At 60.3% G+C, this 14,291-nt stretch carries 12 protein-coding genes; 3 read left to right on the top strand and 9 right to left on the bottom strand.

Going from position 1 to position 14,291, the window contains the following annotated elements; all coding sequences use genetic code 11:
• Positions 1-34 precede the first annotated feature (34 nt).
• From LQV39_RS13520 to LQV39_RS13510, 3 genes are all read left to right on the top strand, one after another.
• On the top strand, positions 35-1,489 hold the full coding sequence (locus LQV39_RS13520) for an NAD-dependent succinate-semialdehyde dehydrogenase (RefSeq protein ID WP_230026456.1): 1,455 nt from the start codon (positions 35-37) through the stop codon (positions 1,487-1,489).
• 3 nt (positions 1,490-1,492) lie between these two features.
• A complete protein-coding gene (locus tag LQV39_RS13515) occupies positions 1,493-1,861 on the top strand; it encodes a DUF4844 domain-containing protein (RefSeq protein WP_230026449.1) in 369 nt (122 codons plus the stop codon).
• 210 nt (positions 1,862-2,071) lie between these two features.
• Entirely contained in the window at positions 2,072-3,898 is a 1,827-nt protein-coding gene (locus tag LQV39_RS13510; protein WP_230026444.1) for an ATP-dependent endonuclease, read from the top strand.
• A 25-nt stretch (positions 3,899-3,923) separates the two neighbouring features.
• On the opposite strand, the gene LQV39_RS13505 is transcribed toward LQV39_RS13510, so the two are convergent.
• The 9 genes from LQV39_RS13505 to LQV39_RS13465 form a co-directional block, all read right to left on the bottom strand.
• A complete protein-coding gene (locus tag LQV39_RS13505) occupies positions 3,924-4,289 on the bottom strand; it encodes a nucleotide pyrophosphohydrolase (protein WP_307727847.1) in 366 nt (121 codons plus the stop codon).
• Entirely contained in the window at positions 4,286-4,960 is a 675-nt protein-coding gene (gene can / locus LQV39_RS13500) for a carbonate dehydratase (protein ID WP_230026437.1), read from the bottom strand. Before can ends, LQV39_RS13505 begins: the two co-directional genes overlap by 4 nt.
• Before the next feature lie 58 nt (positions 4,961-5,018).
• On the bottom strand, positions 5,019-6,143 hold the full coding sequence (dnaJ, locus tag LQV39_RS13495; RefSeq protein ID WP_230026433.1) for a molecular chaperone DnaJ: 1,125 nt from the start codon (positions 6,141-6,143) through the stop codon (positions 5,019-5,021).
• Between the two features lie 145 nt (positions 6,144-6,288).
• Positions 6,289-8,232: a molecular chaperone DnaK gene (dnaK, locus tag LQV39_RS13490; RefSeq protein WP_230026431.1), complete on the bottom strand. Its 1,944-nt coding sequence runs from the start codon at positions 8,230-8,232 to the stop codon at positions 6,289-6,291.
• 93 nt (positions 8,233-8,325) lie between these two features.
• Positions 8,326-8,889, bottom strand: a complete 564-nt coding sequence (gene grpE, locus LQV39_RS13485; protein WP_230026428.1) for a nucleotide exchange factor GrpE — start codon at positions 8,887-8,889, stop codon at positions 8,326-8,328.
• Between the two features lie 332 nt (positions 8,890-9,221).
• Positions 9,222-10,325 (bottom strand): ferrochelatase, encoded by a 1,104-nt coding sequence (gene hemH / locus LQV39_RS13480; RefSeq protein WP_230026426.1) that lies wholly within the window; start codon positions 10,323-10,325, stop codon positions 9,222-9,224.
• Positions 10,326-10,455: 130 nt separating this feature from the next.
• Positions 10,456-12,120, bottom strand: coding sequence for a DNA repair protein RecN (recN, locus tag LQV39_RS13475; RefSeq protein ID WP_230026424.1), 1,665 nt, complete (start codon positions 12,118-12,120; stop codon positions 10,456-10,458).
• A 50-nt stretch (positions 12,121-12,170) separates the two neighbouring features.
• Positions 12,171-13,073 (bottom strand): NAD kinase, encoded by a 903-nt coding sequence (locus LQV39_RS13470; protein WP_230026422.1) that lies wholly within the window; start codon positions 13,071-13,073, stop codon positions 12,171-12,173.
• 141 nt (positions 13,074-13,214) lie between these two features.
• Positions 13,215-14,186 (bottom strand): DUF3667 domain-containing protein, encoded by a 972-nt coding sequence (locus tag LQV39_RS13465; RefSeq protein WP_230026420.1) that lies wholly within the window; start codon positions 14,184-14,186, stop codon positions 13,215-13,217.
• Positions 14,187-14,291 lie beyond the last annotated feature (105 nt).

The raw sequence follows: 14,291 nt of genomic DNA, 5'->3' as shown, positions 1-14,291 counted from the left end.
TTTATCTTCTGATACGAGCACGTACGAGGACATCATGCTGAACCTGAAAGATCCCTCCCTGCTGCGCCAGCAGGCCTGCATCGACGGCGAATGGTGCGATGCGAACGAGGGCCAGACCGTGACGGTGACCAATCCCGCCACCGGCGAATCGCTGGGCACCGTGCCGCACATGGGCGCCCAGGAGACCCGCCGCGCGATCGAAGCCGCGAACGCCGCCTGGCCGGCATGGCGCAAGAAGACCGCGCGCGAACGCTCGCTCATCCTGCGCAAGTGGAACGACCTGATGCTGGAAAACGCGGACGACCTCGCCGCCATCATGACCGCGGAACAAGGCAAGCCGCTGGCGGAAGCCAAAGGTGAAATCAGTTACGCCGCCTCCTTCTTCGAATGGTTCGGCGAGCAGGCCAAGCGCATCGAGGGCGACGTGCTGGAGGCGCCGGCGCGCGACCGCCGCATCATCGTGACCAAGGAACCGATCGGCGTCTGCGCCGCCATCACGCCCTGGAATTTCCCCTCGGCGATGATCACCCGCAAGGTCGCCCCTGCCCTGGCCGCCGGCTGCCCCATCGTGCTGAAGCCCGCCGAACTGACCCCGTATTCCGCGCTGGCCCTGGCCGTGCTGGCGGAGCGCGCGGGCGTGCCGAAAGGCGTGTTCTCGGTGGTGATCGGCGATGCGAAAGCGATCGGCGCCGAGATGTGCGCGAATCCGCTGGTCCGCAAATTGAGCTTTACGGGCTCGACCGCGGTCGGCCGCCTGCTGATGGAACAATGCGCGCCGACGGTCAAGAAGCTGTCGCTGGAACTGGGCGGCAACGCTTCCTTCATCGTGTTCGACGACGCCGACCTCGACGCCGCGGTCGAAGGCGCGATCGCATCCAAGTACCGCAACGCCGGCCAGACCTGCGTCTGCGCGAACCGCATCTACGTGCAGGACGGCGTCTACGACGAATTCGCGCGCCGCTTCACCGAGAAGGTCAAGGGACTCAAGGTCGGCAACGGCATGGAGCCGGGCGTGAACCAGGGGCCGCTGATCGAAGACAAGGCTATCGTGAAAGTCGAGCACCACATCGCCGACGCCCTGTCCAAAGGAGCGCGCCTGCTGCTCGGTGGGAAACGCCATGAACTGGGCCACAGCTTCTTCCAGCCGACCGTGCTGGCCGACGTCACGCCGTCCATGCTGATTTCGGAAGAGGAAACCTTCGGCCCGGTGGCGCCGCTGTTCCGTTTTAAAACCGAGGAAGAGGTGATCGCCCTGGCCAACGACACGGAATTCGGCCTGGCCTCCTACTTCTACGCGCGCGACATCAAGCGCGTGTGGCGGGTGGCCGAGCAGATCGAGACCGGCATGGTGGGCGTGAACACCGGCCTGATCTCGAACGAGATCGCGCCTTTCGGCGGCGTGAAGCAGTCCGGCCTGGGCCGCGAAGGCTCGAAATACGGCATGGACGACTACCTGGTCATCAAGTACATCTGCCTCGGAGGCATGTAAAGCATGGAAGGCGACGACCCATTCGAATTCGTGCAGGATGCGCCGCTGTTCGTCGTGCCACGCACGCTGGAGCAGCTGCGCGCCTTCCGCGAAGGCCCCAAGCTGGCCGACCTGCCGGGCGTGAACCCGTCGCCGGAACGCGAGCGCCTGGCGGTGGTGCTGGACGACCTCACCACACGTCTGCTGGCCGGGATCGAGGCGCATCCGACCAAGTTCTGGGTGCTGAAACAGTTCCAGGAATCGCTGGAGATCGTGCGGGAGGAGGATACCGAGGCGCGTGAGCATTTTGGTATGGAGCTGGAGCGGCTGATGGAGATGCTCGGGATCGAGAGTTCGGATGGGGTGCTGACTTACTACCTATCTCCAATCTAGATTCACTCTGCAAATAAAACGCTGTATTATTCTTACAACTACTTACATAAGCAGTGTACGTTGTTAGACGATGTCATTTTCTACGACCTAGATGGTACAGCGCATCGAATTTTTGAACCGTATTGCATCGGCTTAAGCATACCGCTTACAAATCGGTTAAGAGCAAACCATTAATCATTCCACTTCGCATTTAATCACTAATAATCACTAATGCAGATCCTAGCATTTTCTGTAAAGAATTTTCGCTCCATTGTTGACTCAAAGTGGATCAAACTCTCCCCAGATGGAATTACTGTTTTTGTTGGGCAAAACGAAAGCGGCAAATCCTCCCTTTTAGCCGCACTTTCGTATGCGCTCTCTTATAATTATCCATCTAGTGATGACTTCAGGGTCGGCGCTGAAGATCCCACTGTAGATTTGAGAATACAGCTCCCGTATTCCGAGATCGAAGAAGACATGAAAGGATATACAAACTCCGAGTGTGAAGCAATACGATCGTATCTCGATGAAGAAAGCGAATTTTTAGATATTAGAGTTTACTGGAAAAAGACCGACAGCGGGATTGAAGAAGTCGAACGGGTAGTAGAACTAAAATCTGCCAGCCTAATAAAACGGATCGGAGAATTATCCAGAGCTTCAAAAGCCGGCCGTATGACTTTTAGTGGGAATAGCGCAAACGCATATGAAACAATTATAATTCGCGATGCTGCCGACGATGTAGAACCATCCTTAGAACTTACTCAGACTTTATTAGCGGATATCATTTGGCAAGCACTTCCACTCGGAGTCCTATTTAGTGAAGAAGATGGCCAGCTACCAAATACCATTGATATAAATGATGAAGGCGAGCCGTATGGAGACGGCGCACACGCCGCTGAAAGCTACCTACGCATAGCCAATATCAATCTGGCCGAGCTAATGAAAAAAGAACGCCGGAGCCGTGAATATATTTTAAACAAAGCCAATGAAAAGCTGACAGACGATTTTAATTTATTCTGGAGCCAAACAATTGGAAAAACTGGGCGTTTGTCCTTGAAATGTGAGATCGATCATTACGACATTACCGATATTGAGAGAGTTGGCAAGCCTCACCTTACATTTTGGATTTCTGATGGCCACACTCAGTTGTACCCACGGCAGCGTAGTCAAGGCGTACGGTGGTTTATTTCTTTTTATCTGCAATTAAAAGCAAGCGAAATTGATGGGTACGATCGAGTGTTCTTGCTTGATGAGCCGGGAGCAAATTTACACACGCGTGCGCAGGCGGACGTTTTAACGCTTATAAATAATCTTCGAAAGAAAAATTCCACTGTTATATATAGCACTCATAGCCCGCAATTATTAGAATACTCAAAATTGTACCGAGTACATGCCATACAAAGAAATAGCGATCTAGACGACAATCCATCAGTGGTTATTGGTGCCCACGAGTTAGGCGTAGCCTCGTCAGATACCTTATCTCCTATTTTGAACGCGATGGGAGCAAACTTATCGAATCAGCAAGTAATACATCGAAAGAACAATGTCTTGCTTGAAGAAATGAGTGGGCACTATTATCTCTCATCCTTTTGGAAGTTAACAAAACAAAGCAGAAATGCCCATTTTATAGCTGCCACGGGTGTCAATAAAATTGAACCGCTTGCTAATATGTTTAGAGGATGGGGGCTTGATTTTATTGTTGCAATCGATGATGACACTCAAGGACGCGAAGCCTATAAATCGATGAGAAAAAATCTATTTGGGGATAATGATGAGCTTTCACGCAGAAAACTATTAAAGCTTCCCGAGTGTCCCGGGATAGAAGACGTTTTTAGTCAAAGCGATTTTTCCCGATTCGTCCTCAAAGATCCAAATTTGAAGTTTTCAGAATCAACAAGCAGCTATGTTAAGATACAAGGGCTATCAAAACCGGTTCTTGCTTTCCAGTTTGCCCTTATGGTGGAGGAAGGGAATATCAAATTCGAGGACTTCGATGAAATTACGAGAACTAAAATATTAAAGGTAGTCAACGAAATCAATAAAAGACTTTCTGACTAAATTAATTACAGTTCTTGAAAATACCCTATGGTTCTGAGCGACTTTTGTACTCGTAATACTTGCGCGCATCCCCGCGCACCTGCTCCGCCGGGTACTTGGCCCGGTTGACCACCATCTTCTCCTGCACCGCGGCCACCAGGTCGACGTCCAGCTTGTCGGCCATACGCACCAGGTAGACCAGCACGTCGGCCATCTCGTGCCGCACTTCCACCAGCTTGTCCGGCCCGAGTTCCTCGATGCGGCCGTGCTGCAGCCACTGGAAGTGTTCCAGCAGCTCGGCCGCCTCCACCGTCAGCGCGGACGCCAGGTTCTTGGGCGTGTGGAACTGGTCCCAGTCGCGCTCGTCGACGAACTGGCGCACCAGTTCGCGCAGCTGCAGCAGATCGCTCACGCCGGAGTCCAGCCTTCCGCGTAGCGCGTCAGCAGCGCGTCGTATTTTTCCGTCAGCTCCTCGGCGCTGGACACGGTCACGCCGAGGTCGCGCAGCAGGCCGTCCTTCAGGCCGTAGACCCAGCTGTGGATCGTCAGTTCCTGGCCGCGCTCCCAGGCGTCCTGCACCACGGTGGTCTGGGCGCAGTTGATCACCTGCTCGGCCACGTTCAGCTCGACCAGGCGGTCGTGGGCGGCGGTGGGCTGCACGATCTCGCCCAGGTAGCGGCCGTGCTTGTGCTTGACGTCCTGCACGTGGCGCAGCCAGTTGTCGGTCAGGCCGACCCGGCGTCCGGTCAGGGCCGCATGCACACCGCCGCAGCCGTAATGGCCGCAGACGATCACATGCTTCACCTTCAGCACATCGATGGCGAACTGGAGCACCGACAGGCAGTTCAGGTCCGAGTGCACCACCACGTTCGCCACGTTGCGGTGGACGAACATCTCGCCCGGCATCATGCCCAGCAGTTCGTTGGCGGGTACGCGGCTGTCCGAACAGCCGATCCACATGTATTCCGGCGCCTGCTGCGCGGACAACGATTGGAAGAAATCCGGCTGCTTGGCGACGACCGATTCCGCCCAGGCGCGGTTCTTGGCGAAAAGTTCTTTGGTGATGGGTTTTGAATTTGGCATCTTTTTTCCCTAAAAAAAACCGCTGAAGGCTCGCACCGTTCAGCGGTCTGTGGACCTCTTACTCGAAGAAGTCCTTCACTTTATCCATCCAGCCCTTGCTTTGCGGGCTGTGCTTGGAACCACCTTCCTTGGTCAGGCGGTCGAATTCCTTCAGCAGGTCCTTTTGCTTGTCGGTGAGCTTGACCGGGGTCTCGACCACGACGTGGCAGAACAGGTCGCCCGCATAGCCGGAGCGCACGCCCTTCACGCCCTTGCCCTTCAGGCGGAAGGTCTTGCCGGTCTGGGTGCCTTCGGGGATGGTGAAGGACACCTTGCCGCCCAGGGTCGGGACTTCGATCTCGCCGCCCAGCGCCGCCTTGGTGAACGAGATCGGCATTTCGCAATGCAGGTCGTCGCCTTCGCGCTGGAACACTTCGTGCGGCTTGATGTGGATCTCGACGTACAGGTCGCCCGGCGGCCCGCCGTTGGTGCCCGGCTCGCCGTTGCCCGAGGAGCGGATCCGCATGCCGTTGTCGATGCCGGCTGGGATTTTCACTTCCAGGGTCTTGTTGCGCTTGATGCGTCCGGCGCCGCCGCAGGCCGCGCAGGGTTCCGGAATGATCTTGCCGCTGCCGTGGCACTTCGGGCAGGTCTGCTGGATCGAGAAGAAGCCCTGCTGCATGCGCACCTGGCCGTGGCCGGCGCAGGTCGAGCAGGTGACGGGCTGGGTGCCCGGCTTGGCGCCGCTGCCGTGACATGTGTCGCACTTGTCCCAGCTCGGCACGCGGATCGTGGTGTCGAAGCCGGCGGCTGCCTGCTCCAGCGTGATCTCGAGGTTGTAGCGCAGGTCGGCGCCGCGGTACACCTGCGGGCCCGAGCTGCGGCCGCGGCCACCACCGAAGATATCGCCGAAGATGTCGCCGAAGGCATCGCCGAAACCGCCGGCGCCAAAGCCGCCCCCGCCCATGCCGCTGTTCGGATCGACGCCGGCGTGACCGTAACGGTCGTACGCTTCGCGCTTCTCCGGATTGGTCAGCATCTCGTAGGCTTCCTTGACCTCCTTGAACTTCTCCTCCGCTTCCTTGTTGTCAGGGTTGCGGTCGGGGTGGTACTTCATCGCGAGCTTGCGATACGACTTCTTGATCTCGTCTTCCGACGCAGTCTTCGCGACCCCGAGGATCTCGTAAAAATCACGCTTTGCCATTTGTCGGCACCTTGCTGTTGTCTATCTACTGAACTGTCTGTGCAAAAAAACCGAGCCGGGCACCAGAAGGCTGCATCGGCTCGGGATATTCCGCGAGGGATGGCGGGTGGCCACACCGGCCATCCCGCAACCCCCTATTGTGACATTACTTGGCGTCCTTGACTTCCTTGAAGTCGGCGTCGACCACGTCATCGTCCGCCTTCGCGCCCGAATCGGCGCCCGGCTGTTGCGCGCCAGCCGCACCCGCAGCGCCAGCCTGCTGGCCCTGCATGTCGGCGTACATCTTCTCGCCCAGCTTTTGCGCAGCGGTCGACAGGGCTGCCACCTTGGCGTCGATCTCGGCCTTGTCGCCTGACTTGATCGAGCCTTCCAGGTCGGTGATCGCAGCTTCGATCTTCTCCTTCTCGCCGCCTTCCAGCTTGTCGCCGTACTCGGTCAGGGACTTGCGGGTCGAGTGGACCAGCGCGTCGGCCTGGTTGCGCGACTCGGCCAGTTCCTTGACCTTCTTGTCTTCTTCCGCGTTCAGCTCGGCGTCCTTCACCATCTTCTGGATCTCGTCTTCCGACAGGCCCGAGTTCGCCTTGATGGTGATCTTGTTTTCCTTGCCGGTGGCCTTGTCCTTCGCGCCCACGTGCAGGATGCCGTTGGCGTCGATGTCGAAGGTCACTTCGATCTGCGGGGTGCCGCGCGGCGCCGGCGGGATGCCTTCGAGGTTGAATTCGCCCAGGCCCTTGTTGCCCGCAGCGATTTCACGCTCGCCCTGGTAAACCTTGATGGTCACGGCCGGCTGGTTGTCGTCGGCGGTCGAGAACACCTGCGAGAACTTGGTCGGGATCGTCGTGTTCTTGTGGATCATCTTGGTCATCACGCCGCCCAGGGTTTCGATACCCAGCGACAGCGGGGTCACGTCCAGCAGCAGCAGGTCCTTGCGGTCGCCGGCCAGCACCGAGCCCTGGATCGCGGCGCCGACTGCGACGGCCTCGTCCGGGTTGACGTCCTTGCGCGGATCCTTGCCGAAGAACTCCTTCACCTTTTCCTGCACCTTCGGCATACGGGTCATGCCGCCGACCAGGATGATGTCGTCGATGTCCGAAACCTTGACGCCTGCATCCTTGATCGCAACGCGGCACGGCTCGATGGTCTTGTTGATCAGTTCCTCGACCAGAGACTCCAGCTTGGCGCGGGTCATCTTCAGGTTCAGGTGGACCGGCGCGCCGTTCGCCATGGCGATGTACGGCTCGTTGATTTCGGTCTGCTGCGAGGACGACAGCTCGATCTTCGCGCGCTCGGCCGAAGCCTTGATGCGCTGCAGGGCGATCGCGTCCTTCGACAGGTCGAGGCCGTTGATCTTCTTGAACTCGTCGATGATGTAGTCGATGATGCGCTGGTCGAAGTCTTCGCCGCCCAGGAAGGTGTCGCCGTTGGTCGACAGCACTTCGAACTGCTTCTCGCCGTCGACGTCCGCGATCTCGATGATCGACACGTCGAAGGTGCCGCCGCCGAGGTCATACACGGCGATCTTGCGGTCGCCCTTGTCGGTCTTGTCCAGGCCGAAGGCCAGTGCGGCCGCGGTCGGTTCGTTGATGATGCGCTTGACGTCCAGGCCGGCGATGCGGCCGGCGTCCTTGGTTGCCTGGCGCTGCGAGTCGTTGAAGTAAGCCGGCACGGTGATCACGGCTTCGGTGACTTCTTCGCCCAGGTAGTCCTCGGCGGTCTTCTTCATCTTGCGCAGCACTTCGGCCGAGATCTGCGGCGGCGCCAGCTTCTTGTCGCGCACGCCGACCCAGGCGTCGCCGTTGTCGGCCTTGGTGATCGAGTACGGCATCAGCGAGATGTCCTTCTGGACTTCCTTCTCGTCGAATTTACGGCCGATCAGGCGCTTGACCGCGAACAGGGTGTTCTTCGGGTTGGTGACAGCCTGGCGTTTTGCAGGCGCGCCGACGAGGATTTCGCCGTCTTCCTGGTAGGCGATGATCGAAGGCGTAGTGCGAGCACCTTCGGCATTTTCGATGACCTTGGGCTGGCCATTTTCCATGATCGCCACGCAGGAGTTGGTGGTGCCCAGGTCGATACCGATGATTTTGCCCATAATGTTGTCCTTTTTAGTACTTAGTGTTCAGATGTGTCGAATATAGGGAAAAACTGCGTGCTTTCAAGAGCTTGGAAGTAGGCTCAGCAATATTTATTTCGGCTGTGCAGCAGTCACGATGGCCGGACGCAGCAGGCGGTCGGCAATCATGTAACCTTTTTGCAACACTGCGACGACGGTGTTCGCTTCCTGCTCCGAAGGCACGACGGCCACGGCCTGGTGCCTGTTCGGGTCGAGCTTGTCGCCCGCCTGCGGCATCACTTCGACCAGGCGGTTCTTCTCGAACGCGGCGGTGAGCTGCTTGAGGGTCATCTCGACGCCTTCCTTGATCGACTCCACGGTGGGAGCTTCGACCTTCAGGGCCATCTCGAGGCTGTCGCGCACCGGCACCATGGCCTCGGCAAAACTCTCGATCGCAAATTTATGGGCCTTGCTCACATCTTCCTGGGCGCGGCGGCGGATGTTGTCCGCTTCGGCTTTCGCGCGCATGAATGCATCGTGCATCTCGGCCAGCTTGGCTTCGGTGGCGCTCAGCTGTTCTTCGAGGCTGGTTTCCGACGATTGCGCGGCCTGGCCTGCATTCGCGGCATTCGCCGCGTCGGCAGCGGCGTTGGCTTCCGGCTGGTTGGATACCTCTTGGTTTTCTTGGTCTTGCATCGAAAAAACTCCTAGAATCAAGGACTTGGCTGATTGTTTAACTTGTCCTGCTTGTCACACGGGCCACATATGGGGCGATCCCCTACGTTTTCAAGGGGAATTGCAGGGCTAACATGTGCATATCGCGTCATTTTTTGTTACAAGATTTACGCGGCAGCAGAACCCGGCAACCATTGGCCGTTTTACCATGTTTCCTAATTGGAACAGGGGAAAGATCATGAGACTGCATCTGATCAGCGGCGCCGTGGTGGTCTGGACCGCCCTCGCACTGGCAGCGATCTGCCTGGCGGAACTTGGGGCGACGCCGCAAAACGTGCCATTTTAGCAGGTGATTACGCGCCCAAACGGGCGGCGTGCTCGCGCGCGGCTTCCGCATCCTTGCGCTGGGCTTCGCGCTGTGACGGGCTCATCATCGTGGGCCAGCCGATCAGGTGCTGCTCGGCGATCTCCGCCAGCCCCGTGATCCAGACCGGATTGTCGTTCAGGCAGGGAATGTAGTGGTAGTCCTGGCCGCCATTGGTCTCGAAATCGCGCCGCACTTCCATATTGATTTCTTCGAGGGTCTCCAGGCAGTCGCTGGTGAAGCCCGGGCAGATCACATCGATGCGCTTGACCCCCTCGCGCGCCAGCTGCTGCACGGTCGGCGCCGTGTAGGGCTGCAGCCATTCGGCGCGCCCGAAGCGCGACTGAAAGGTCACCAGGTACTGGTCCGGAGACAGGCGCAGGCGCGCCGCCAGCAGGCGCCCGGTGCGCTGGCATTCGCAATAGTAGGGGTCGCCCAGCATCAGGGTGCGCTTCGGCACGCCGTGGAAGCTCATCACCAGCTTCTCGCCGCGGCCGTGGGTTTCCCAGTAATCGAGCACCGAATCGGCGAGCGCCTCGATATAGCCTTCGTGGTCGTGGTAGTGCTTGACCAGGCGCAGTTCGGGAATGTTGCGGACCTGGCCGTAGTGCGCGTAGACGGCGTCCCAGATCGAGGCCGTGGTGGTGCCCGAGTACTGCGGATAGGCCGGCAGCACCACGATGCGGTCGACGCCCTTCGCCTTCAGTTCATCGAGCACCTGCGGCAGCGGCGGCGAGCCGTAGCGCATCGCCATCGCCACTTCGACGTCCTCGTGGCCGCGCTCGACCAGCAGCGCCTGCAGCCTGCTTGCCTGCCGCGCCGTGTACACCTTCAGCGGCGAGCCTTCGCGGGTCCAGATCATCGCGTACTTCTGCGCCGACTTCCCGGAACGGAAAGGCAGGATGACGAGTTTGAGGATCAGGTTCCAGATCGCGCGCGGGATTTCCACCACGCGCGGGTCGGACAGGAATTCCTTCAGATAACGCCGCACCGCCTTGCGCGTGGGCGCGTCCGGCGTACCGAGGTTGACCAGCACGACGCCGCTCTTGGCGATCGTGCCATGGGTATGAGGCGGTTCTTTTCTGAAGGGCATGAGTTGGGATAGGGGAATTCGACCTGTAATTATGCCATCCGTCGTCCCCGCGCAGGCGGGGATCCAAGTTCGTGGCGCATCAGAGAAACTTGGGTTCCCGCCTGCGCGGGAACGACGGGCAGGCGACGACTCAAGACGCCAGCAGCTCGCGGGCGTGCTTGCGCGTGGTCTCGGTGATCTCGATGCCGCCCAACATGCGCGCCACCTCTTCCACCCGTTCCTTCTTGTCCAGCACGTCGATGCGCGAGACGGTCTTGCCCTCGCCGGTCGTGCCCTTGGCCACCTGGAAGTGTTGGTTCGCCTGGCTCGCCACCTGCGGCAGGTGGGTCACGCACAGCACCTGGCGGCTGTGGCCGAGGCGCTTCAGCAGGCGGCCCACCACTTCCGCGACGCCGCCGCCGATGCCGGTATCGACCTCGTCGAAGATCAGGGTCGGCACCGTGGTGGCGTGCGAGGTGATGACGGCGATCGCCAGCGAGATGCGCGCCAGTTCGCCGCCCGAGGCCACCTTGGCCAGCGGGCGCGGCGCCACGCCGGCGTGGCCGGCCACCAGGAATTCGACCTGCTCCATGCCGTAGACGGCCGGCTCGCAGGGGTTCAGCGCGACCACGAAACGGCCGCCGTTCATCGACAGTTCCTGCATCGCTTCCGAGACCTGCTCGCTCAGGCGCTGCGCCGCTTCCCGGCGCGTGGACGACAGCGCGGCGGCGACTTCCACGTAGGCGGCCTTCGCCTTCTCTTCCTGGCGCCGCAGGCCCTCGACGTCAGTGGCGTCGGCCAGCTGGCGCAGCTTGGCTTTCAACGTTGCGTGCTCATCCGGCAGTTCCTCCGGCGTGACGCGGAACTTGCGGGCGGTGCTGTGGATCGCATCCATGCGCGCATCGACCTGGGCCAGGCGCTCGGGATCGAGCTCGACCTTGTCGATGTAGTCGTTCAAGGCGTACACCGCTTCCTGCAGCTGGATGCGGGCCGGCTCCATGCAGTCGAGCACATTCTGCAGGCCGGCGTCGACGTCGACCAGCTTGGCCAGCTTCTGGTTCATCGAGGACAGCTGCGACAGGATGGGCTGCTCGGATTCGGAGATGGCGTTCAGCGCTTCCTGCGCACCTTCGAGCAGGCTGGCCGCGTGCGACAGGCGGCTGTGTTCATTCGTGATCTCGGTCCACTCGCCCGGCTTCACGGCCAGCTTGTCCAGCTCGCCCACCTGCCATTCGAGGCGCTCGCGTTCGAGCAGCACGTTCTTCGCGTTGGTCTCGAATTCCTCGCGCTGGCGGGCCAGCGCGCGCCAGGCTTTGTAGCAGGTTGCGACCGCGTGCACCTGGGCCGTCGATTCCGGATCGCGCACGGCGATCTGGTTGTCCAGCAGCGCGCGCTGGGCATCCTGCTTGAGCAGCGACTGGTGCGCGTGCTGGCCGTGGATGTCCACCAGCAGCTCGCCCAGTTCGCGCAGCTGGCCGGCGGTGGCGGCGATGCCGTTGATATAGGCCTTCGAGCGGCCGGCATTGTCGATCACCCGGCGCAGCAGCGCGCCGCCTTCCTCGACGGCGAATTCGTTCTGCTCGATCCAGCTGGTGGCCGCCGGCGTGAGGGCGAAGTCGGCGCTGATGTCGGCCTTGGCTGCGCCTTCGCGCACCATGCTGGCGTCGCCGCGGCCGCCCAGCGCCAGCTGCAGCGCATCGATCAGGATCGACTTGCCGGCTCCGGTCTCACCGGTGAAGACCGTGAAGCCATTCGAGAACTCGAGTTCGATCGTATCGACGATGACGAAGTCGCGGATGGTCAATGTGCGCAACATGAAGAAACAGGTCTCCTGAGGATCGGTAAATAAGCGGAATTTCTTGTTGATTATTTCAGCTTGCCGTCGCTGGAGGGATACTCGTTCCAGTGCAGCTTTTCGCGCAGGGTGTGGTAGTAGCTCCACCCCTCGGGATGCAGGAAGGTGATGGTGTTCGGCGAGCGCGAGATCATGATCTGGTCGCCGTGCTGCAGGCTCGTGAAAGTCTGCATGTCGAAGTTCACGCTGATGTCGCGGCCATTCATGATCTCGACCACGATGTCGCTGGTGTCCGGCACCACGATCGGGCGGTTCGACAGCGCGTGCGGCGCGATCGGCACCAGCACGATGCCGGCCAGGGTCGGATGCAGCAGCGGGCCGCCGGCCGACAGCGCGTACGCGGTCGAGCCGGTGGGCGTGGACACGATCAGGCCGTCCGAACGCTGGTTGTACATGAAGGCGCCGTCCACCGACACCTTCAGTTCGGCCATGCCGGCGCCGGAACCGCGCGCCACCACCACGTCGTTCACCGCCACCGAGCAGTGGATCTCCTTGCCGTCGCGCACCAGGCGCGCTTCCAGCAGGGTGCGTTCCTCCGCCCTCGCCTTGCCGCTGAGGATCTCGGCCAGCGCCGGCAGCATGCGGTCGATCGGGATGTCGGTCATGAAGCCGAGGCGGCCCTGGTTGATGCCGATGAGGGGCACCTTGTAGCGGGCCAGCTGGCGCGCCACGCCCAGCATGGTGCCGTCGCCGCCCATCACGATCACGAGCTTGGCCTGTGCGCCGATCTCGTCGACACCCATCGCGGCCACGCCCTCCACCTGCACATGGCTGGCGGTCTCCTGCTCGAACACGACAAGGTAGCCGGCATCGCGCAGGAAATCCACGATGGCCTGCACCGGCTCGTCGATCCCGGCAGTGTTGTGCCGCACGACCAGCGCGATGGTTTGTTGCGTTTCGGGCGTAGCGGACATAGGGAGATCTCGGCGGTAATGGAAAACGACACGGGGGAGATTAACCGATTCTCCCGGCTTCTGCCATACGGCCGCTCAGCAATTACTGTACAAACGCACAGTATATTTGGCCGGCGCAGATCCGGCAAGATTCACCGGAACTTAATGCGACGCCCCGACTCCGACCGTGACGGAGATGGCAACGGTCAGTGTCAGCAGATGCAGGAACATCAGCACGATCCATCTTAATGCCGTCATCTTGCGCGAGCCGCCATACACGCGGCGCATCGCGGTGGGCAGGTAGAAGGTCAGCCACAGGCCGAGCAGCTTGCCGACCCAGGGTACGCCGGACGGGATCACGAGGAGCAGGGTCAGCATCAGGAAGGCGAAGGCATTCGTGTGCAGCGCGAACAGCAGGTGCTCGCCGTAGCGCTTGCCGGTGCCCAGGTAAAGTATTTTCAGGTACAGGGCGAACAGCGGCATCATCGCGAACACCGCATAGGGCGCGGAGCCGAAGAAGACCTTCTTGAGCTTTGCGCCATCGTCGTCGGCTGCGGCGCTGGCGATTTTTTCGATCGTCTCGACGATGCCCGCATTGTCCTTGCCGAGGTCCTTCTTGACGTCCTGCAGGGCCTCGTCCTTGCGCAGTTCGGCGCGCACCTTGTCCATCGCCGGCGGATCGTCGCTTTCGTCCTCGTCCGGCTTGGCGGCCGTCGCGGCGGGCGGGTGCGTGGACGCGGCCTTCTTCTTGTCCTGTGGGTCGACTTTGACGACTGGGGCACCGTCGAGTTTGACGCCGCCGATGTGATGATCCTCGCCCATGAACTTAAACACGGCAAAGAAGATCAGACTGAAGGTCAGGTAGACGCGCAGCGGCTCGATGTAGCGCACGCGGCGTCCCTGCATGTATTCGAGGCTCAGCTGGCCGGGCTTGAGCAGCAGCAGCTTCATCGTCTGCAGCAGCTTGCCTTCCAGCGCCACGTAATGGCCGACGAATTCGTGCAGGAACTCGCGCGTGCTCGGCGGATGCAGCACGGTCTCCTGGCCGCATTCGTGGCAGAAGTTCCCGGACACATGGGCCCCGCAATTCGGGCAGTCGCTGGCGGTATGGTGGAGGTCGACTTGAGAGTTCACGGCAATTCCCGGCAAACGGCACACAAACCAGCATGTTAGCTATTTAATTGCAAAAAAGCATCACTGTCTTTGTATTCAATTGCGCGACCCGCTTTCAGGCTGCGC

Origin of the sequence: Massilia sp. Bi118, from assembly GCF_918697865.1 — a bacterium.
In the GTDB taxonomy this organism is placed as follows: domain Bacteria; phylum Pseudomonadota; class Gammaproteobacteria; order Burkholderiales; family Burkholderiaceae_D; genus Telluria.
The sequence above is the reverse complement of the archived record's forward strand: the minus strand, read 5'-3'. Positions and strand labels throughout refer to the sequence as shown.

Excerpts from the sequence above, each read along its gene's own strand:
- LQV39_RS13520 (WP_230026456.1), top strand. The coding sequence starts at position 35 with ATGCTGAACCTGAAAGATCCCTCCCTGCTGCGCCAGCAGGCCTGCATC.
- LQV39_RS13515 (WP_230026449.1), top strand. The coding sequence starts at position 1,493 with ATGGAAGGCGACGACCCATTCGAATTCGTGCAGGATGCGCCGCTGTTC.
- LQV39_RS13510 (WP_230026444.1), top strand. The coding sequence starts at position 2,072 with ATGCAGATCCTAGCATTTTCTGTAAAGAATTTTCGCTCCATTGTTGAC.
- can (WP_230026437.1), bottom strand. The coding sequence starts at position 4,960 with ATGCCAAATTCAAAACCCATCACCAAAGAACTTTTCGCCAAGAACCGC.
- dnaJ (WP_230026433.1), bottom strand. The coding sequence starts at position 6,143 with ATGGCAAAGCGTGATTTTTACGAGATCCTCGGGGTCGCGAAGACTGCG.
- dnaK (WP_230026431.1), bottom strand. The coding sequence starts at position 8,232 with ATGGGCAAAATCATCGGTATCGACCTGGGCACCACCAACTCCTGCGTG.
- grpE (WP_230026428.1), bottom strand. The coding sequence starts at position 8,889 with ATGCAAGACCAAGAAAACCAAGAGGTATCCAACCAGCCGGAAGCCAAC.
- hemH (WP_230026426.1), bottom strand. The coding sequence starts at position 10,325 with ATGCCCTTCAGAAAAGAACCGCCTCATACCCATGGCACGATCGCCAAG.
- recN (WP_230026424.1), bottom strand. The coding sequence starts at position 12,120 with ATGTTGCGCACATTGACCATCCGCGACTTCGTCATCGTCGATACGATC.
- LQV39_RS13470 (WP_230026422.1), bottom strand. The coding sequence starts at position 13,073 with ATGTCCGCTACGCCCGAAACGCAACAAACCATCGCGCTGGTCGTGCGG.